The sequence below is a fragment of the Pseudomonas sp. NY15354 genome (assembly GCF_048068075.1).
Lineage (GTDB): Bacteria > Pseudomonadota > Gammaproteobacteria > Pseudomonadales > Pseudomonadaceae > Aquipseudomonas > Aquipseudomonas guariconensis_C.
In genome coordinates, this window is sequence record NZ_JBLUPV010000040.1 from 1 (window position 1) to 17,571 (window position 17,571).

13 protein-coding genes are annotated in these 17,571 nt (G+C 66.0%); 6 read left to right on the forward strand and 7 right to left on the reverse strand.

Annotated elements, in window-relative coordinates:
• Positions 1 to 390 precede the first annotated feature (390 nt).
• Complete coding sequence (locus ACNFCH_RS23930; protein ID WP_416744152.1) at positions 391 to 1,773, reverse strand: DUF1329 domain-containing protein; 1,383 nt, start codon at positions 1,771 to 1,773, stop codon at positions 391 to 393.
• A 24-nt stretch (positions 1,774 to 1,797) separates the two neighbouring features.
• On the reverse strand, positions 1,798 to 3,375 hold the full coding sequence (locus tag ACNFCH_RS23935; protein ID WP_337157348.1) for a DUF1302 domain-containing protein: 1,578 nt from the start codon (positions 3,373 to 3,375) through the stop codon (positions 1,798 to 1,800).
• Between the two features lie 257 nt (positions 3,376 to 3,632).
• On the opposite strand from ACNFCH_RS23935, the gene ACNFCH_RS23940 reads away from it, so the two are divergent.
• Complete coding sequence (locus ACNFCH_RS23940; RefSeq protein WP_337157349.1) at positions 3,633 to 5,366, forward strand: FAD-dependent oxidoreductase; 1,734 nt, start codon at positions 3,633 to 3,635, stop codon at positions 5,364 to 5,366.
• A gap of 2 nt (positions 5,367 to 5,368) precedes the next feature.
• The gene (locus tag ACNFCH_RS23945) at positions 5,369 to 6,247 is read left to right on the forward strand and encodes an SDR family NAD(P)-dependent oxidoreductase (RefSeq protein WP_337157350.1); all 879 of its coding nucleotides are present in this window, start codon (positions 5,369 to 5,371) and stop codon (positions 6,245 to 6,247) included.
• 576 nt (positions 6,248 to 6,823) lie between these two features.
• On the opposite strand, the gene ACNFCH_RS23950 is transcribed toward ACNFCH_RS23945, so the two are convergent.
• From ACNFCH_RS23950 to ACNFCH_RS23970, 5 genes are all read right to left on the reverse strand, one after another.
• Positions 6,824 to 8,407 carry a FadD3 family acyl-CoA ligase gene (locus ACNFCH_RS23950; RefSeq protein ID WP_416744155.1) on the reverse strand — a complete coding sequence of 528 codons (1,584 nt, stop codon included), beginning with the start codon at positions 8,405 to 8,407 and terminating at the stop codon, positions 6,824 to 6,826.
• A gap of 67 nt (positions 8,408 to 8,474) precedes the next feature.
• Positions 8,475 to 9,221 carry an SDR family NAD(P)-dependent oxidoreductase gene (locus tag ACNFCH_RS23955; protein WP_416744157.1) on the reverse strand — a complete coding sequence of 249 codons (747 nt, stop codon included), beginning with the start codon at positions 9,219 to 9,221 and terminating at the stop codon, positions 8,475 to 8,477.
• 129 nt (positions 9,222 to 9,350) lie between these two features.
• Positions 9,351 to 10,442: a 2Fe-2S iron-sulfur cluster-binding protein gene (locus ACNFCH_RS23960; RefSeq protein ID WP_416744160.1), complete on the reverse strand. Its 1,092-nt coding sequence runs from the start codon at positions 10,440 to 10,442 to the stop codon at positions 9,351 to 9,353.
• A gap of 1 nt (position 10,443) precedes the next feature.
• Positions 10,444 to 12,141 carry an FAD-binding protein gene (locus ACNFCH_RS23965; RefSeq protein ID WP_337157354.1) on the reverse strand — a complete coding sequence of 566 codons (1,698 nt, stop codon included), beginning with the start codon at positions 12,139 to 12,141 and terminating at the stop codon, positions 10,444 to 10,446.
• 9 nt (positions 12,142 to 12,150) lie between these two features.
• Entirely contained in the window at positions 12,151 to 12,669 is a 519-nt protein-coding gene (locus ACNFCH_RS23970; RefSeq protein WP_196163506.1) for a flavin reductase family protein, read from the reverse strand.
• A gap of 212 nt (positions 12,670 to 12,881) precedes the next feature.
• Here ACNFCH_RS23970 and ACNFCH_RS23975 point away from each other — a divergent pair, with 212 nt between their 5' ends.
• From ACNFCH_RS23975 to ACNFCH_RS23990, 4 genes are all read left to right on the forward strand, one after another.
• Positions 12,882 to 14,063, forward strand: a complete 1,182-nt coding sequence (locus ACNFCH_RS23975) for an acyl-CoA dehydrogenase family protein (RefSeq protein ID WP_416744162.1) — start codon at positions 12,882 to 12,884, stop codon at positions 14,061 to 14,063.
• Positions 14,064 to 14,186: 123 nt separating this feature from the next.
• Positions 14,187 to 15,311 carry an LLM class flavin-dependent oxidoreductase gene (locus ACNFCH_RS23980; protein ID WP_070094496.1) on the forward strand — a complete coding sequence of 375 codons (1,125 nt, stop codon included), beginning with the start codon at positions 14,187 to 14,189 and terminating at the stop codon, positions 15,309 to 15,311.
• Positions 15,312 to 15,779: 468 nt separating this feature from the next.
• A complete protein-coding gene (locus ACNFCH_RS23985) occupies positions 15,780 to 16,676 on the forward strand; it encodes a VOC family protein (protein WP_337157356.1) in 897 nt (298 codons plus the stop codon).
• An 11-nt stretch (positions 16,677 to 16,687) separates the two neighbouring features.
• Positions 16,688 to 17,569 (forward strand): CoA transferase subunit A, encoded by an 882-nt coding sequence (locus tag ACNFCH_RS23990; protein WP_337157357.1) that lies wholly within the window; start codon positions 16,688 to 16,690, stop codon positions 17,567 to 17,569.
• The last annotated feature ends 2 nt before the right edge of the window (positions 17,570 to 17,571 follow it).

Genomic DNA, 17,571 nt, shown 5'->3' on the forward strand with positions numbered 1-17,571 from the left:
CACTGGCGCTTTTCGCCTTTACGGCGACCTACTTTTGCTCTTGGGCAAAAGTAGGCAAAAACCGCTGGCTCCCACATCAGCCCCGCCCGTGGCGGGGTTCCCTCTTCATTGTCTTGCGGGGCTTCGCGGCCTCCGGCTGGCTGCGCCAGCCTCCATCTCGCGACTTCGGCTCTCGCCGAAGGGCGCTACGCGCCTGCCCCTCCAGGCACCTCCACTCAGCCTCCTGAGGTCGCGATTGGTGGCGCCTGGTCCATCGCGCATCAACGGCAACTGGCACGGTAGGGCAAATGCCGCAGGCCATAACCTGGTCAGGGCCTGCGGGGCTGGCGGTTCGCAGGACAAACAAAAAGCCCCCGGCCTTTCGACCAGGGGCTTTCGCAGCGGTGAAACTTAGCGGGTACCGAGCTTGCGCAGGTTGCCCGGGGTGAACTCGTCAGCGCCGAAGTTGCTGGCGTTGAGCTTGGCCGGGGTCTGGCCGTCGAGCAGGCGGTCGACCATGTAGGAGCCGGCGATCAGGTCATGGTACAGGCCCAGGCGCGCATGGAAGCGCTGGATGTCGTAGGCATACACCGAGGTCTGCATGTTGGTGCGCCACAGCTGGCCACGGGCATCGTAGTTGTCGGCCAGGGTTGCAGCCCAGCTGTCCTCGTCGATGTAGAAGGTACGCTTGGCATAGATGTGACGCGCGCTCGGCTTGAGGGTGGCCTGCAGGACCCAGACGCGGTGCTTCTCGTAACGCATCAGGTCAGGGTTGATGTGACCGGCGGCATTGATGATCTCGGCCTGGCTGACTTGCGGGCTGTCGATCTTGTAGTTGTTGTAGGGGATGTAGATCTCTTTCTTGCCGACGATCTTCCAGTCGTAACGGTCGGTGGCACCGTTGAACAGGCGGTCCTCGTCGTACACGCGGAAACCACCGGCACCGGTCGGAGAGTCATAGCCCACGGTTGGCGCACGGCGCACGCGGCGCTGGCCAGGGGTGTACTGCCAGGCCTGGCGGGGCTGGGCGGCGGCGTTGATGAACTCGTGACCGACGACGATCTCACCTTTCTTGCGCACAGGCTCCAGGGTGGTCAGCAGGAAGTCGGTGAACACGCCATTGGTGCTCTGCGCGTTCTGCTTGGGATCGGACCACAGCGAGTAGATCTTGTAGTTGACCTTCTCCAGCACGCGGTTGTTGTCGGCGTAGACCACCACCTGGTTGTAGTTGGCTTCCTCGGTGATCGCACGGGCCTGCATGGTGTGGTTGAGGATCAGCTCGTTGCCGTTCTTCGGCACCGGGAAGGGCGAGGCGCCGAAGGCGTCCAGGGCGTCATTGCCGTCGCTGCTGAGCTTGGCGCTCGCGGCGTTGCGGCTGATGGCTGCCTCGGTGTCCGGATCGACACGAAAATCCCGGTGGCTGGGGTAGACCGGCATCTTGAAGGTGTCGGGGTAACGCTTGAACAGCGCCTTCTGGCCGTCGGAGAGGTTGGCCGCGTACTGGTCCATGTTCTGCGCGGTAATGACGAACAGCGGCTTTTCGTCGGCATACGGATCCGGGTAGGGCGTGCCGGGGCCGGCGAACTTCACCTGAGGTGGGGCGCCACGCCATTTGCCGGTCCAGGCCGGGATGCTGCCATCGGCGTTGCCGGCGCGCTCGGCGCCCATGGGCGTCAGGTCCTTGCCCAGGGATGCGGCATCGGTGCCGCTGACGTTGGCCTGCAGGGCCAGGCTGCTGCCGAGCAGGGCGACGGCGAGGGTGGTGCGTATCCAGGGATGCTTGAGATTGGACATGTCGATGATCCTCCGTCAGGGGCTTCAGAACCGGTATTTGAAGTTGAGCGCAACGTTGTCGCGGTCGGCCCAGGGCGAGTTATTGGCATTACCCAGGTAGGCGCTGTAGAGAGCCTCGACGGTGAAGTTGCCGAGGTAGCGCCAGGTGGTGCCGATGCTGGCGCGGTCGTCGCCTTGGCCGTAGTTGATCGAGCCGGTCAGGGCGCTGTCGTGCTGGGCGGCGGTGCTGAAGTTGATCGGCACCGACATGTCCCAGCCACTGAACACGTCGTTGTAGTCGAAGTTGACTTGCACCGTGTAACCCCAGGCATCGCGATCGCCGACCAGCGAATCGGTGCCCGGCAGGGAGAAGCCCGGGACCAGGGTCAGCGGGTCGGACTTGTCGTTGTTGAGCACGGTGTTGTAGACCAGCTCGCCGGTCAGGGTGGTGTTGTCGGAGAAGGCGTTGGGGCCGAATACGTGGATGGCCGACACCTGGGCCTGCAAGGTCTCGGCGCGTACCGCGCTGGAGAAACCGTTGTCGACCATCACCGGCTGGCCGTCGCGGTAGCTCACTTCACCGGCAAGGCTGGTGTCGCCGAGCACGGTGGCGAAGCTTGCGCCGTACAGGTCGATGTTGTCGAAGTAGCGCGCACGGTAGAAGCCCAGGTCGCTCTGGAAGTCCAGGGTCGGGGTCTTGTCGTGGTAGCGCACGTAGTACAGGCCGAACTCGGTGTTGTTCAGCGACGCTGCGCTGTAGCGCAGGGCCACACCGTACTGGCCGCTGTCGCTCGGCTCGTCGTCCGGCAGGCGGTGGACGAAGCCGGTGGCGTCGCTGTAGCCGCCACGGTCGATGAAGTCGGTGGTGGAGAAGTAGCTGCCGACCCCGAACAGGTCGGTCTTTTCCCATTTGTACTGGTAGTAGGCTTCCAGATCCAGGTCGTCGGTCAGGCTGAACTGAGTGAATACCTGGCCGACCGGCAACAGGACTTCCTTCACCTCGACGCCCGGGGTGGTCGCCTTGGTGGCATCCACCGGGCTTTGGGCGCCCGAGACGCCTGGGTAGAACAGGCTTTCACCCCAGCTCACCACCTGGTCGCCCACGCGCAGGTTGAGGTTGTGGCCGGCCATGTCCCAGGTGCCGTAGGCATAGGCATCGAGCAGGCGCAGGTCGTCGCGGTGCTGGTCGACGGTGTCCTTGGGGAACTGGTTCGGTTTGCTGCACACGCCACTGGCGAAGCAGTTGGAGGTACCGGTGTCGTTGTCGTTGCTCTGATCGTAGGCCTTGTCATAGAAGCCCGAAGCGCGCATGAACAGGCCGTAGTTCTCTTTCCAGCGCAGGTTGGCCTCGGTGAGGAAACCCACGCGATCGGTAATCAGGTCGCCGCGGTCGAAGGCGTTGTCGCCGTCGTTGCCGTCGGCGTTGGCCACGAGTTTGTGGTCACGCTTTTCGGTACGCCAGGCAAGGCTGTAGCTCACCGTGGTGTCCCAATCGACGCTCAGGTCATCGTTGGGTTGGAAGGTCAAGGCACTGGTCTGTTGGCTCAGGCCCCCGGCCAGCAGCAACAGGGATAGACGCACGTACGTGTTAAGGGGTTGGGGGGCGATTGTTGTTTTTATCATTGTCGTCCTCATGCGCGGGCATGCCTGCCCGACCGACGTTCCGGTTTTGGGAGGTGAAGCAGGGCCGACTATGGGACCGAGCCCTTGGAGCAACATCGTCCAAGTGGACTACGCGCTATGGGTGGTGACTCGATAGTCCCATTGGACGATGCCCGGTCATGCACTGCGCCAGACAATCGAGCGAGCCCTTGGCCCCGGCCGCGTTCTCCCTTTTCCGGCGCGGGCTGTGGTGGCGTCTGCCCCGAGGAGGTGCGTGCATGATCAGGTGGGACGAATGTTGCGATGTGCTGGTGATCGGTTCGGGTGCGGGCGGCATGACCGCCGCGCTGCGAGCCCATGACCTGGGGCTCGACACCCTGGTGATCGAGAAGAGCGAGCAGTACGGCGGCACCTCGGCGGTGTCCGGCGGGGGGATCTGGATCCCCGACAACCACCGCGTAGCGGCCTTGGGCGGCGCGGATTCGGCCGCCGAGGCCGTGGCCTACCTCAAGGCCGTGACCCATGGCGAGGTCGACGACGGGCGCATCGAGGCCTATGTCGAACACGCCCGGAGCATGGTCCAGTACCTGGAGCGCGACACCCGCGTGCGCTTCGAAGCCCAGGCCCAATACACCGACTACTACCCCGAAGTGCCGGGCGGCAAGCCGGGCTACCGCTCCATGGACCCGTTGCCATTCGACGCCGCGCAACTGGGCGATGAATTCCTGCGTATGCGCGCGCCATCGCCTGGCACCCTGATGATGGGGCGCATGGCCATGACCATGAAGGAAGCGCGGGTATTGCTGTGCCGAGGCAAAGGCTGGATGGGCCTGACCGCCAAGGTGCTGTGGCGCTACTGGCGCGACCGTAAAGGGCGCAAGCTGTCGCGCCGCGACCGTTTCCTGACCCTGGGCAACGCCCTGGTGGGAGCCTTGCGCTGCTCGTTGCTCGACCGGGGCGTGCCGCTGTGGCTTGACTGCCAGCTCGATCAGTTGCTGATCGTCGGCGAACGCATCGGCGGGGCTCGGGTGCTGCGCGACGGGCAATGGCTGAACATCAAGGCCCGCCACGGCGTGATCATCGCCGCTGGTGGCTTCGAGCGTAACCAGGCGATGCGCGAGCAGTATCACCCGCAGCCCTCCAACGCCGGCTGGAGCGCGACCCCGCCCCATAACACCGGTGATGGCATTCGCGCGGCCCTGGCCGTTGGCGCTTGCACGGCGCTGATGGAGCACAGCTGGTGGGCGCCGACCGTGCAGGTGGCGGGCGAAGAAAAGCAGCGCGCGTTGTTCGTCGAGCGCAACCTGCCGGGCTGCATTCTGGTCAACTCGGCCGGCGAGCGCTTCGTCAACGAAGGCGCCCCCTACAGCGACATCGTCTATGCCATGTACGCGAACAACCGCGAAGGCGCCACCAGCGTGCCGTGCTGGATGGTGTTCGACGCCCAGTTCCGGCGCAAGTACCCCTGCGGCCCGCTGTTGCCCGGCTATGCCCAGCCGGACTGGCGCTTGCCGCCCCACCTGCGCCAGGTGCTGCACAAGGCCGATGACCTGGGCACGCTGGCGGCGCGGATTGGCGTCGATGCCAGCGGCCTTGGCCGGACCGTGCAGCGCTTCAATGCCATGGCCGTCGTTGGCCGTGATGATGATTTCGGCAAGGGCGAGTCGCTGTTCGACCGCTACTACGGTGACCCAGGTGTGCAGCCCAACCCATGCCTGGCGCCGCTGGCCAAGGGGCCGTTCTATGCCGTGCGGGTGGATGCCGGCGACATCGGCACCAAGGGCGGCCTGCTCACCAATACCCACGCCCAGGTGCTGCACCAGGATGGCGGGCCGATCCTTGGCCTGTACGCCATCGGCAACAGCGCGGCGTCCATGATGGGCCGCACCTACCCAGGTGCCGGCGCCACCCTTGGCCCGGCCATGACCTTCGGCTACCTGGCGGCCAACCATATCCATGCCCATAGCGAACACAACCAGGGTCAACCGGCCCTGGCCACGACCGGGAGGTAAGCATGCACAACGAAAGGCCACAGGTAGCGTTGGTCACAGGCGCCAGCCGCGGTGTCGGGCGCGGTATCGCCCAGGCGCTGGGGGAGGCGGGCATGACCGTGTACGTCACAGGAAGGATGTCCGGGCAGGGCGGCTCGACGCTCTATGGCCAGGCCCTGGAGGGCGACCTGCTGGGCACGGCCGCGGCCATCGACGCGGCAGGCGGGCGGGGTATCGCCGTGGCCTGTGACCATGGCGACGATGAGCAGGTGCGGGCGCTGTTCGAGCGCATCGAGCGCGAATGCGGCAAGCTGGATCTATTGGTCAACAACGTGGCCCATATCCATGACAAACTGATCGAGCCGGGCCCGTTCTGGGAGAAGCCGCTGTCGCTGGTGCGCATCCTCGATGTCGGCCTGCGCTCGGCCTATGTCGCCAGCTATCACGCGGCGCCATTGCTGCTGCGCAGCGGGCGTGCGCTGGTGTGCTTCACCTCGTCCTTTGGGGCGGGCTGTTACATGCACGGGCCGGCCTATGGCGCGCAGAAGGCCGGCTGCGACAAGTTCGCGGCGGACATGGCCGTGGATTTCGAAGGGCGTGGCGTGGCGGCGGTCTCGCTGTGGCTTGGGCCGCAGTTGACCGAGCGTACGCGCATCGCCGGGGAGCAGCATGGCGAGCAGTACCGCGCCTTCCTGGAGAACGCCGAGACCCCGCAGTTCAATGGGCGGCTGATCCATGCGCTGCTCAACGACCCGCAACTGGCTGAGTACAGCGGCCAGACCCTGATCAGCGCCGAGATCGCCCCGCGCTACGGCATCACCGAAGCCGGCGGTCGCCAGCCTCCGTCGCACCGCGCCATGCTGGGCGAACCCCGTCAGCAGCATCCAGCCCGGGTCATCTAGCCAGCCTCAGCGGCCCTTTCGCGGGCAAACCCGCTACAGGTTTAGCGGTGCTCTTTGGCGCTGCGCTGGCTCTGCAGGGGCAGGTTCAGCGATGCCTTTCGGATCGACGCGAGCGCTGTGGGCGGGTTTACCCGCGAACACCGGCGCAGCCGGTGCCATTCACCGAGGCGTTTGCTTCGCGGGTAAACCCGCTCCCACAGGTTCTCCGGTGTTCTCAACAACACCGCTGTGCCTGTGGAAACTGCGCCAGGGCTGGTATTTGCACGGCTGAAAAGTGTCAAGGGATAGCAACCAAAGGCGATTCAAGCTTGTCCGGCACCATAGAATCTCCCACAGGGTTCAGCGCAATCCCTGTGGGAGTACGTCAGCAAAGGGGCAAAAAAGCTTTGCCCTCAACCCTAGAATCTCCCACAGGTGCAGCGGTGTCAGTGAAAGCACCGCAGGACCTGTGGGAGCGGGTTTACCCGCGAATAGGCCGGCGAAAGCAACACAAGACAGTCGCTCCACATGTTCCGCACGGCCCCTGTGTAGGAGCGGCCTCGTGCCGCGATGGGGCGCAAAGCGCCCCCGGGGATCTCAAGCGGGCACCGCAACCCAGTCGCGCAGCACCTGCTTGGCCACCTTGCCGGTGGCATTGAGTGGCATGTTGTCCAGCACCTGGACGCGCCGTGGCACTTTGTAGTTGGCCATCTGTTCCCGGCACCAGGTCAAAAACGCCGCTTCGTCGATCCGCTGCCCCGGCACCGGCAGCAAAAAGGCCATGGCCACTTCGCCCAAACGCTCATCGGCGATGCCGATCACCGCCGCCTGGGCCACACCGGGGTAGCGCACCAGGGTCTGTTCGATCTCCGCCGGGTACACGTTGAATCCACCGGTGATGAACATGTCCTTCAGGCGATCGGTGATACGCAGGTAACCCTCCTCATCGAGTACCCCCACATCCCCGGTGTGCAGCCAGCCCTCGGTGTCGATCGCCTCGCGGCTGGCCTGCGGATCGTCCAGGTAGCCGCGCATCAGGTTGTAGCCGCGCACCAGCACTTCGCCTGGCTGGTTGGCCGGCACTGGCTGGCCTTGCGGGTCGACGCAGCGCACCTCGACGTCGGGCATCGCCCGGCCGCAGGTGGTGGCGACCCGTTCGGCGCTGTCGCCGGCGCGGCAGATGGTGACGAAGCCACAGGCCTCGGTCAGGCCGTAGGCGGTGACGATGGTGGCAAAGCCGAGCTCGCTGCCCATGCGCCGGATCATCTGCACCGGGATCGACGCCGCGCCGGTCACGGCAATGCGCAGGCTGCCCAGGTCATACGCCTCGCGCTGAGGGTGGGCCAGCAGAGACTGGTACAGCGTCGGTGGCCCGGGCAGCACGTTGATGCGCTCGCGCTGGATGCATTCGAGCAGCGCCTGGGTGTCGAACACCTGCTGCGGCAGCACGGTGCAGCCGCGCATCAGCGCTGCGACCCAACCGGCCTTGTAGCCGAAGGAATGGAAGAACGGGTTGACGATCAGGTAACGATCGCCCGCCTGCAGGCCAACGATTTCACTCCAGTCGCGTACCACGCGCAGGTTCTGGCCATGGCAGCTCATCACACCCTTGGGCTTGCCCGAGGTGCCAGAGGTGAACAGCAGGTCCGACAGGGTGTCGGCGTTCACCTGCTGCTCACGCTCGGTGAGCTGGGCCTCGGGCACCTGCTCGGCGAGGGCGAGAAAGCCCTCCCAGGCCAGGCCCTGGCCGACCTCGCCCTCGGGGCGCAGGTGGATCACCTGGCGCAACGCGGGCAGCGCCAGGTCGTTCAGCAGGGCAGGGTAGTCGGTGTCGAGGAAGCGGCTGATGCAGAACAGCACGCAGGTGCCGCTGTCGCGCAGTACCTGCGCGGCTTCGGCGCCTTTCATGCGGGTATTCAGCGGCACCAGGGTGGCGCCGACGCTGTGCAGGGCAGCGGCCGCGACGATCCACTCCCAAAGGTTCGGGGCCCACACCGCCACCCGTGCCGCCACCGGTACGTCCAGGGCCAGCAGGGCACGCGCGGCCTGGCGGCGCAGCTGATCCAGGCGCTGGTAGCTGATGGAGTGGCCGGCGTCTTCGATGGCCGGGCGCTCGCCGTAGGCCTCGGCGGCCAGGGCGAACAGTTGCGGGAAGGTCTGGGCGTTTTCCACGGACGGCATGTGGCCTCCTCAGGCAGAGGATCGATATACGAAGGGGAGAGCCGGGCGCGAGGCCCGGCCGGGTGGGTCAGGCGCTGGGCGGGGCGAAGCGTCTGCCGGCGGAGAAACCGCCATCCACGGCGATCATCTGCCCGCTGACGAAGGATGCATCGTCGCTGGCCAGGAACAGCGCGACGTTGGCCACTTCTTCCGGCTGCCCGGCGCGGCTGAGCATGTGCTGCGCGGCGAAGAAGTCATGGAACGCCTGGTTCTCGCGAACCATGCTGGTCATCGGCGTTTCGATCAGGCCTGGGCACAGGCCGTTGACACGGATGTTGGCGTGGCCGTAGTCGATGGCCATGCTGCGGGTCAGCTGGTTGATGCCGCCCTTGGAGACGTTGTAGGCGACGTTGCCGTCGCAGCCCTGCAGGCCGAAGATCGAGCCGATGTTGATGATCGAGCCGCTGCGCTGGGTTTGCATCTGCCCCAGCACATGCTTGCTGGTGAGCATGCTGCCGGTGAGGTTGATGTCCAGGACCCGCTGCCAGTCGGCGGTGCTGGCGCTGGTGACGCTGCCCTGGCTGGCGACGCCAGCGGCGTTGACCAGCACATCGATGCGCCCGAAGCGCTGGACGACCTCAGCCATCACCTGCTGCACCTGCGCTTCGTTGCGCACATCCAGGGTCATGAACAGGCCCGGGAAGTCCGCAGGCGCCTGGCCGACATCCAGCCCGACCACCTGGGCGCCCTCGGCGCTGAAGCGACGCACGCAGGCCAGGCCAATGCCTGACGCACCGCCGGTGACCACCGCGACCTTGTTTTGCAAACGAGCCATATTCGAACCTCTGTCTTTATTGTTGTGGAGCTGCTGCTGTGGCGAGTCTACCTGTTGTGGGGGCGGGTGGGATCGTCTGTAGGGACTAGGGGCCAGCGAACCGGAGCTGCTTTGCAGCCCCGCTCGCTCTCACGCCGGAAACTTCAACCGCACCCGCGCACCCTGCGGATGCCCCTGGCACGCCAAGGTCCACCCGGCGGCAAGCTCCGCCTGGCTGAGCACGTCGTTACGGGTCAGCTGCGACTGGCCTTCCTCCACGGTGCACATGCATGCGCCGCAGAAGCCTTCTTCACAGGAAAACGGCACATCCAACCCCGCCGTGCGGCAGCTTTGCAGCAGGGTATCGCCTGGGCGCGGCACGATTTCGTGGGTCACGCCGTCGAGCTCCACCAGCAACAGCTCGCAACCGGCGCTCTCGACCGGCACCGGGGCCTGCGTGGCGCCTTGGCTGTCTGGGTCTGGCGGGGAGACGAAGCGCTCCACATGGATGCTGTCACGCGCCTCACCCAGGGCCAGCAAGGTGGTCTCCACGGTGTCCATGAACGGCCCTGGCCCGCAGATGAAGTAATCCGCACCACGCCAATGGCGTACCAGCTGGCGCACCTGGGCGGCATCGAGAAAGCCCTGCAGCGAGTCCAGCACGTGCACCACCTGCAACTGCTCCGGGTGGGCGCGGGTGAGCAGGCGCAGTTCCTCGCGGAAGATCACCGACGCCTCGTCACGGTTGGCATACACCAGCAGCACCGGGCGCTGGCCGCTGTGCAGCACGGCCTTGAGCAGGGAGAACACCGGGGTGATGCCGGAGCCGCCGCCAAACAGCACCAGCGGCCGAGTGGTGTCGGCCGCCTGGCGTTGGTCGAGGCAGAAGTGTCCGGCCGGTGGCAGCACCTCGAGCCAGTCGCCGGCCTGCACGTGCTGGTTCATCCAGTTCGACACCCGGCCGCCGTCGACACGCTTGATGGTGACCTTGGGGCGCGCATCGGTCCATGGCGAGCTGGACATCGAGTAGCAACGGGTCAGGCGCTTGCCGTCCACGGTCACCCGAAAGCTCAGGAACTGCCCGGGCTTGTAGGCAAAACGCTCGCGCAACGCCTCGGGGACGTCGAACACCAGCGAGCGGGCATCGGCGGTCTCGTCGATCACCGCGCACACCTGCAGGCGCAGGGTGTTGGCCGACGCCGGGTTGGCCTGGGCCTGGTCTGGGGCGGCCTGGATGTTCATGTCAGGTGCCACTGATCAGTTGCGCGTTGCATGGTTGTTCTCCTTGTGGGGCTCGTTGGCGGGCTGCGAGCTCGGCCACATGGGCCGCGGCGCGCCGGCCGGAAAAGACACAGTCGGCCAGGGACAGGCCAGAGACATACAGGTTCGACGCCACGCCCACGGCGCAGCGGCCGGCGCCGTACAGCCCGGCGATGGGGGCGCCTTGCTGGTCGAGCACGCGGCCGCTTTGCTCGCACACCCGCAGCCCGCCCAGGGTCAGGGTCGGGCAGGGATAAAGTTGGCTGTCGTAGGAAAGGTCCAGGCAGTACCAGGGGCCTTGGCCCAGGTCATGCAGCATCGAGGCGGATTTGCCCAGCGGGTCAGCGATCTCGCCACGGGCTGCCCGGCTGTAGCTGTCGACGCTGTGGCGCAGGGCCTGCGCGGGCAACTGGCAGCGCTCGGCCAACTGCTCCAGGGTCTTGCCACGGCGGCAGTTGAACAGCAGGTTGAGCAGGACCGGCAGGCGCTGGAACGACCACACCTTGCCTGGCCCGACCTGTGCCAGCGCCTGGTGGCGCAAGGTGCGATCGAGGATCAAGAGGGCGCGGCCGTCCTGCTCTTCGACCATGGCGTGGCCCAGGGTGGCGCCATAGAGCTCTTCGTTACAGTAGCGCTCGCCTCGGGCGTTGACGATCAGGCCACGGGCCCAGGCCAGCGGCGGGTTGATGAAACGCCAGGCGCTGACTTTGTCCATGCGCCCGAGGCTACCGCCCACACTGCGTCCCAGGTCGATGCCGCTGCCGTCGCAGCCGCTGCTGCCCAGGGGCAGGCCATCGAGGTAGCGCGGCGCATGTTCGCCCAGCAATTGGCGGTTGAACACGAAACCGCCGCTGGCCAGCACCACACCGTGCTCGGCGCGGACCAGCAAGGGCTGGGCATGACGCTGTTCCAGGCGCTGCATGCGCGCGCGCAGCTTGGCGGACAGTGCCGGGACGTACATGTGCACGGCGGCGGCCCAGCGCGCCAGGCGGGCATGGCTGCGTGCCGCGCGGCTGCCGACGGGCAATTGCCAGGCTTCGACGCCGATTACCTGGCCGTCACGGTCGATCACCAGACGCCGCACCTGGCACTGGGTGCGAACCTGCACGCCATGGCGCCGGGCGCTGTCGGCCAAGGCACGGAACAACGCCGAGCCGGACATGCCCGAGCCCTTGGTCCGATGCCCGCGTGGCGCGGCGGGGGCATCCACGGCATAGCTGGGCACGGCCTCGTTGCCTGAGTAATAGAGGTAGTAGCGGTCGCTGGGGTAGGAGGTCTTGTGCGGGGCCATGCTGCCCTCGAACACCGCGCCCTGGCGTTCCAGCCAGGCCAGTTGCTCCAGGCTGCCTTCGCAGAAGGTGCGCAGGGTCTGTTCGCTGACTGCATCGCCCACCTCCTTGCGCAAGTAGTTGAACATTGCCTCGCTGCTGTCCTGGTAGCCGGCCTGCAACTGCTGGGGCGTACCGCCTCCGGCATAGACCACGCCACCGCTCAGGGCCGTGGCGCCGCCGCCGGCGAAGCGCTCCAGCACCAGCACCGAAAGGCCGCGACTGGCGGCCTCGATGGCGGCACTGGCACCGGCGCCGCCGAAGCCGACCACCACCAGGTCGGCACGCTGCTGCCAGTGCAGTTGCTCGGCGCTGTCGACGCGCAGCGGTGCTGTCACCGCGTGCTCCGTCATGGCCACGCCTCAGCCGGCACTGGCCGCGAGGGGCGCAGGTTTGGCAGTGGTGGTGTAGTGGCCGTCCAGGTACACCAGCGGGGTGATGGTCGGGGTGGTGTGGATGCGCAGGATGCGACCGATGAACACGGTGTGGGTGCCGTAGGCGAACTGGCCATCCTGGCGGCAGAGGATCGACGACTGGGCGTCGGCCAGGTACGGGATGCCTTCGTCGCTGGTCAGCCACTCACCTTGGCCGAAGCGCGCCTCGCCCTTGATGCTGCCGCTGCACAGGTGTGCCAGGTGCTGTTGCTCCAGGCCCAGGATGTTCACGCAGAAGCTGGCGCCGGCGGCCAATGCTGCGTGGGGCGAAGCGCTCTGGTTGACGCAGATCAGCAGCGATGGCGGCTCGGTGCTCAGCGAGTCCACCGCGGTGGCGGCCATGGCGAAACGCTGGCTGCCGTCGCTGGTGCTGATGATGGTCACGGACTTGGCCAGGCGACGCATGGCCTGGAGCATGTCGGCTTTCAAATTGTTGTTGTCGTTCATCGCACGCCCTCGGGTTGGCTGTCTCAGTGGGATGAATTCTTCCAATGACTGCAAGGGCCAACATCGTCCAACGGGACTAGTCGATGCGCACCCTCACATGGTCCGTTTGAGGGATGTCGCGCGCGATTCACCTTGTTGCAATGCCTTCGGTGGAGGCCCAACGCCTCTCTCGCACGCTCCGGGGAACGGGGCGACCAGAGGAGAACAACAAGATGAATCAAGACCTCGTACGCCAACAGTTGCGCCAGCGCGCCCGTGAGCTGGTCCCGGTGTTGCGTGAACGTGCCGAGCAGGCCGCGCAGATGGGCCGCCTGCCGGAGGAGACCCTCGCCGACTTCCACGAGGCGGGCTTCTTCCGCATTCTTCAGCCGGCCCGCTGGCAGGGCCTGGAGCTTGAGCCCAAGGACTTCTTCGAAGTGCAGATGACCCTGGCCGAAGGCTGCATGTCGTCGGCTTGGGTGCTGGGCGTGGTGGCCATCCACAACTGGCAGTTGGCGCTGTTCGATGACCGCGCCGCACAGGATGTCTGGGGCCAGGACACCTCTGTGCTGATTTCCTCGTCCTATATGCCGGTGGGCAAGGTCGAGCGGGTTGATGGGGGGTTCCGCCTGAGCGGTCGCTGGGGCTTCTCCTCGGGCAGCAAGCATTGCCAGTGGGCGTTCCTGGGGGCGATGGTGCCGCCAGCGGAGCCGGGCGGCGCACCGGACTACCGCACCTTCCTGGTGCCGCGCAGCGACTATCAGATCATCGACAACTGGAACGTGATGGGCCTGGAAGCCACCGGCTCCCACGACGTGCTGGTCGAGGATGCTTTCGTGCCCGAGTACCGCACCCACCGCGCCGTCGACGGGTTCATGCAGCAGAGCCCGGGCAACGCGGTCAACACCTCCCCGCTGTACCGCCTGCCGTTCGGGCAGATCTTCGTGCGCGCGGTGTCGTCCTCGGCCATCGGTGCGCTGCAGGGCGCGGTGGATCACTTCATCGCCCACAACAAGGCGCGGGTGGCGGTCAACGATGGCCGCAAGATGCTCCAGGATCCAGCCGCCCAGAGCGCCCTGGCCGATGCCATGGTCTGTGTCGATGAGTGCCGCACCGTGCTGCTGCGCAACTTCGAGGTGATGCTCGACAACGCCCGGGCCGGCACCCCGCTCGAGATGCAGGCGCGGGTGAAGATGCGCTACGACTCGGCCCTGGTGGCCGATCGCTGCGCCAAGGCGGCGGCGCAGCTGATGTTCAACAGCGGCGCCTCGACCATCTTCCGTGGTCACCCGATCAACCGTGCGTTCCGTGACATCCACACCGGTCGTGCCCACGTCGCCAACAGCCCGGCCAAGTACGCCTGGAACCTCGGTGGCGTGAGCATGGGCCAGGACACCACCGACTTCTTCCTCTGAGTCGTTGGGTGCTCACCGAAACCGGCTAGTCCGTTTTAGGGATTCGAGCGCATTCGCGATGCCAGAGGATGTGACCAAGGCCGGCGCTGCCGGCCAACGTCAACAGAACAACAAGGAACGCACATGAAATTCTCGCTGATTTACGAAGCCCAGACGATCGATGCCAGCCGCGAGGGTGACCGCAAGATCTTCGATGACACCGTCGAGCAGGCGGTGCTGGCCGACAAGCTGGGCTTCGACACCTTCTGGTGCGTGGAGCACACCGCGCTGACCAACTACTCGCACATGTCCGCGCCGGAAACCATGCTCGCCTTCGTGGCCGGCAAGACCGAGCGCATCGGCATCGGCCACGGCGTGGTGTGCCTGCCGCCGGCGATGAACCACCCGGTCAAGGTGGCCGAGCGCATCGCCACCCTGGACCTGCTGTCCAAGGGCCGCGTGCACTTCGGCGTGGGCAAGGGCGGCACCCAGCAAGAGGCCGGTACGTTCGGCTACGACCTGGCGACCCTGCAGCCGCAGATCGACGAGGCCATGTACCTGATTCCGAAAATGTTCGTGCAGGACGAGATCGAGCACCACGGCGACTTCGTCAAGATCCCCAAGCGTCCGATCCATCCCAAGCCGTACCAGGATCCGCACCCGCCGATGTACCTGGCGTGCACCAACACCGAGTCGCTGAAGAACGCCGGTGGCCGTGGCATGGGCGCGCTGGTGCTGGGCTTTGGTGGCCCTGAAGAGATCGCCAAGAAGGTCGAGGTGTACCACCAGGCCTTCGACAATCGTGAAGAGCGCAATCAGGTCGGTTTCCGCCCGAACCGCCACATCGCCGCGCTGTGTCCAGCCATCGTGCTGGACGACAACGAGGCTGCGCGCCGCATCGGTATCCGTGGTCAGCGTTACTTCATGGAGTCGCTGGGCTACTGGTACGGCGGTGGCGAGCGTCCGGACCCGGAGAAGTGGAAAGACGACACCTACGTCGATGGCAACGGCCAGGCGGTGATCAAGTCGCGCTTCGCCTCCGAGGAAGTGCGCGTGGACTTCTCCGACCCGACCATGGCGATGATGAACCCCAACCACGCCTACGGCACCGTCGAGGATTGCATCGGTTACGTGCAGCGCCTGATCGACGCTGGCGCCGACGAGATCCTGTTCATCTGCCAGATGGGCACCGTGCCGCAGTGGGCTCAGCTGGAGACCCTGCGCAACATCGGCGAGAAAGTCATTCCGCATTTCCGCAACAAGCAATAAGCCCATCGGGGGGCTGCAACGCAGCCCCATTTCCGCAATCGCCGGGTATGGCACCGGCTTTGCCGGTGTTCGCGGGTGAACCCGCTCCCACAGGTTCTGTGCTGCTCATGACACAGCACCGTACCTGTGGGAGACCCTGCGCAACATCGGCGAGAAGGTCATTCCGCATTTCCGCAACAAGCAGTAAGACCATCGGGGGGCTGCAACGCAGCCCCATTTCCGCAATCGCCGGGTATGGCACCGGCTTTGCCGGTGTTTGCGGGTGAACCCGCTCCCACAGGTTCTGTGCTGCTCATGACACAGCACCGTACCTGTGGGAGCGGGTTTACCCGCGAAGCATTCGCCACGGAGCAAGGCCGTTGCTCCTGGCTGTATCACGCGGCCTCAGGGCCGGTAGTCCTATTGGACGATGCCGCTAACCCCCTGACTGGCTTGAATACGCCAAGTACAAAAACGAGGAGATCGTGCATGGATATCCGTGGCCTGGGTTACGTCACCGTACGTTCCAGCGACCTTGCGCAGTGGCGTCACTACGCCAGCCAGGTGCTGGGCATGATGGTGGTCGAGGATGAGAGCGGCGAGCGTCTGTTCCTGAAAATGGACGAGCGCCCTTACCGCATCCTGGTGCAGCACAGCGCCCAGGACGGTTTCGGCGCCTGTGGCTGGGAAGTGGCCGGCCAAGCCGCCTTCGACCAGGCCGTGGCCGAGCTGCACGCCGCAGGCGTGGCGGTGGAGCAGGGCAGCGCTGAGCAAGCCGCGCTGCGCCAGGTCCAGGCGCTGGCCTTGTTCGCCGACCCCGATGGCAACCGCCACGAGCTGTACTGGGGCCCGCGCCAGGACTTCGCCCGCTTCGTCTCCCCGGTGGGCGTGCGCGGTTTCGTCAGCGACGGGCTGGGCATGGGCCATGTGGTCCTGCCGGCACCGACCTTCGATCGCTGCCGCGATTTCTATGAGCAGGTGATGGGCTTTGGCCTGTCGGACCTGATGAAGGTGCGCTTCACCCCGGATCCTGCCGAGCCGGAAAAACGCATCCACTTCATGCACTGCAACAACGGCCGCCACCACTCGCTGGCGATCTTCGAATGCCCAGTGCCCAGCGGCTGCGTGCACATGATGGTCGAGGTCGATGGCCTGGAGGACGTCGGCCGCGCCCTGGACCGCATGCACGCCAACGGCGTGAAGCTCTCCGCGACCCTGGGCCAGCACACCAACGATCAGATGATCTCCTTCTACATGAAGACCCCGTCCGGTTTCGACCTGGAGTACGGCTGCGACGGCCTGGTGGTCGACTGGAGCCGCCACACCCCGTTCGAAAGCACGGTGGTCAGCCAGTGGGGCCATGACTTCAGCGTCGGCCGCCAATGAGGACAACACCCATGGATAAACAGATGACCACGGCCGAGATGGTCGCCCAGCTGCGCGACGGCATGACCATCGGCATCGGCGGCTGGGGCCCGCGCCGCAAGCCTATGGCGCTGGTGCGCGAGATCCTGCGCTCGGACCTCAAGGACCTGACCATCGTCGCCTACGGCGGTGCCGACGTCGGCCTGCTGTGCGCCGCCGGCAAGGTGAAGAAACTGGTGTTCGCCTTCGTCTCCCTCGACTTCATCCCGCTCGAGCCGTACTTCCGCAAGGCGCGTCAGGAAGGCGCCATCGAAGTAATGGAAATCGACGAAGGCATGCTGCTGCTGGGCCTGCGCGCCGCCGCCATGAACGTGCCGTTCATCCCCACCGCGGTGGGGCTGGGCACCGATGTGTTGCGCCACAATCCCGAGATCAAGCTGATCGCCTCGCCCTACGCCGATGGCCGTGACTGGGTCGCGATGCCGGCACTCAAGCTCGACGCCGCCCTGGTGCACGTGGACCGCGCCGATGCGCGCGGTGTGTGCCAGATCGCCGGACCCGACCACTACATGGATGACCTGTTCGTGCGGGCTGCGGCGCGCACCTACGTCACCTGTGACGAGCTGGTCGACAGCGCGTGGTTCCACGCGGAGCCGGCGCGTGCGCACCAGGTGTTCTGGGAGCGCAACCTGACCACGGCGGTGGCCAATGTGCCAGGGGGCGCACACCCCTCGTCCTGCGCGCCGCTGTACGGCTTCGACGTCCCGCACTTCAAGGCCTACGTCGCCTCGGCGCAGAGCGAAGAGGGCTGGCAGGCCTATGTCGATCAGTACGTGGCCTGTTCCCACTCCCAGTACCTGGAACGTTGCGGGGGCCTTGAGGCCATCCGTCGACTGCCCCTGCCGGTTTTCTAAGC

Coding starts and splice junctions, on each gene's coding strand:
- ACNFCH_RS23930 (WP_416744152.1), bottom strand. CDS start 1,773: ATGTCCAATCTCAAGCATCCCTGGATACGCACCACCCTCGCCGTCGCC.
- ACNFCH_RS23935 (WP_337157348.1), bottom strand. CDS start 3,375: ATGATAAAAACAACAATCGCCCCCCAACCCCTTAACACGTACGTGCGT.
- ACNFCH_RS23940 (WP_337157349.1), top strand. CDS start 3,633: ATGATCAGGTGGGACGAATGTTGCGATGTGCTGGTGATCGGTTCGGGT.
- ACNFCH_RS23945 (WP_337157350.1), top strand. CDS start 5,369: ATGCACAACGAAAGGCCACAGGTAGCGTTGGTCACAGGCGCCAGCCGC.
- ACNFCH_RS23950 (WP_416744155.1), bottom strand. CDS start 8,407: ATGCCGTCCGTGGAAAACGCCCAGACCTTCCCGCAACTGTTCGCCCTG.
- ACNFCH_RS23955 (WP_416744157.1), bottom strand. CDS start 9,221: ATGGCTCGTTTGCAAAACAAGGTCGCGGTGGTCACCGGCGGTGCGTCA.
- ACNFCH_RS23960 (WP_416744160.1), bottom strand. CDS start 10,442: ATGAACATCCAGGCCGCCCCAGACCAGGCCCAGGCCAACCCGGCGTCG.
- ACNFCH_RS23965 (WP_337157354.1), bottom strand. CDS start 12,141: ATGACGGAGCACGCGGTGACAGCACCGCTGCGCGTCGACAGCGCCGAG.
- ACNFCH_RS23970 (WP_196163506.1), bottom strand. CDS start 12,669: ATGAACGACAACAACAATTTGAAAGCCGACATGCTCCAGGCCATGCGT.
- ACNFCH_RS23975 (WP_416744162.1), top strand. CDS start 12,882: ATGAATCAAGACCTCGTACGCCAACAGTTGCGCCAGCGCGCCCGTGAG.
- ACNFCH_RS23980 (WP_070094496.1), top strand. CDS start 14,187: ATGAAATTCTCGCTGATTTACGAAGCCCAGACGATCGATGCCAGCCGC.
- ACNFCH_RS23985 (WP_337157356.1), top strand. CDS start 15,780: ATGGATATCCGTGGCCTGGGTTACGTCACCGTACGTTCCAGCGACCTT.
- ACNFCH_RS23990 (WP_337157357.1), top strand. CDS start 16,688: ATGGATAAACAGATGACCACGGCCGAGATGGTCGCCCAGCTGCGCGAC.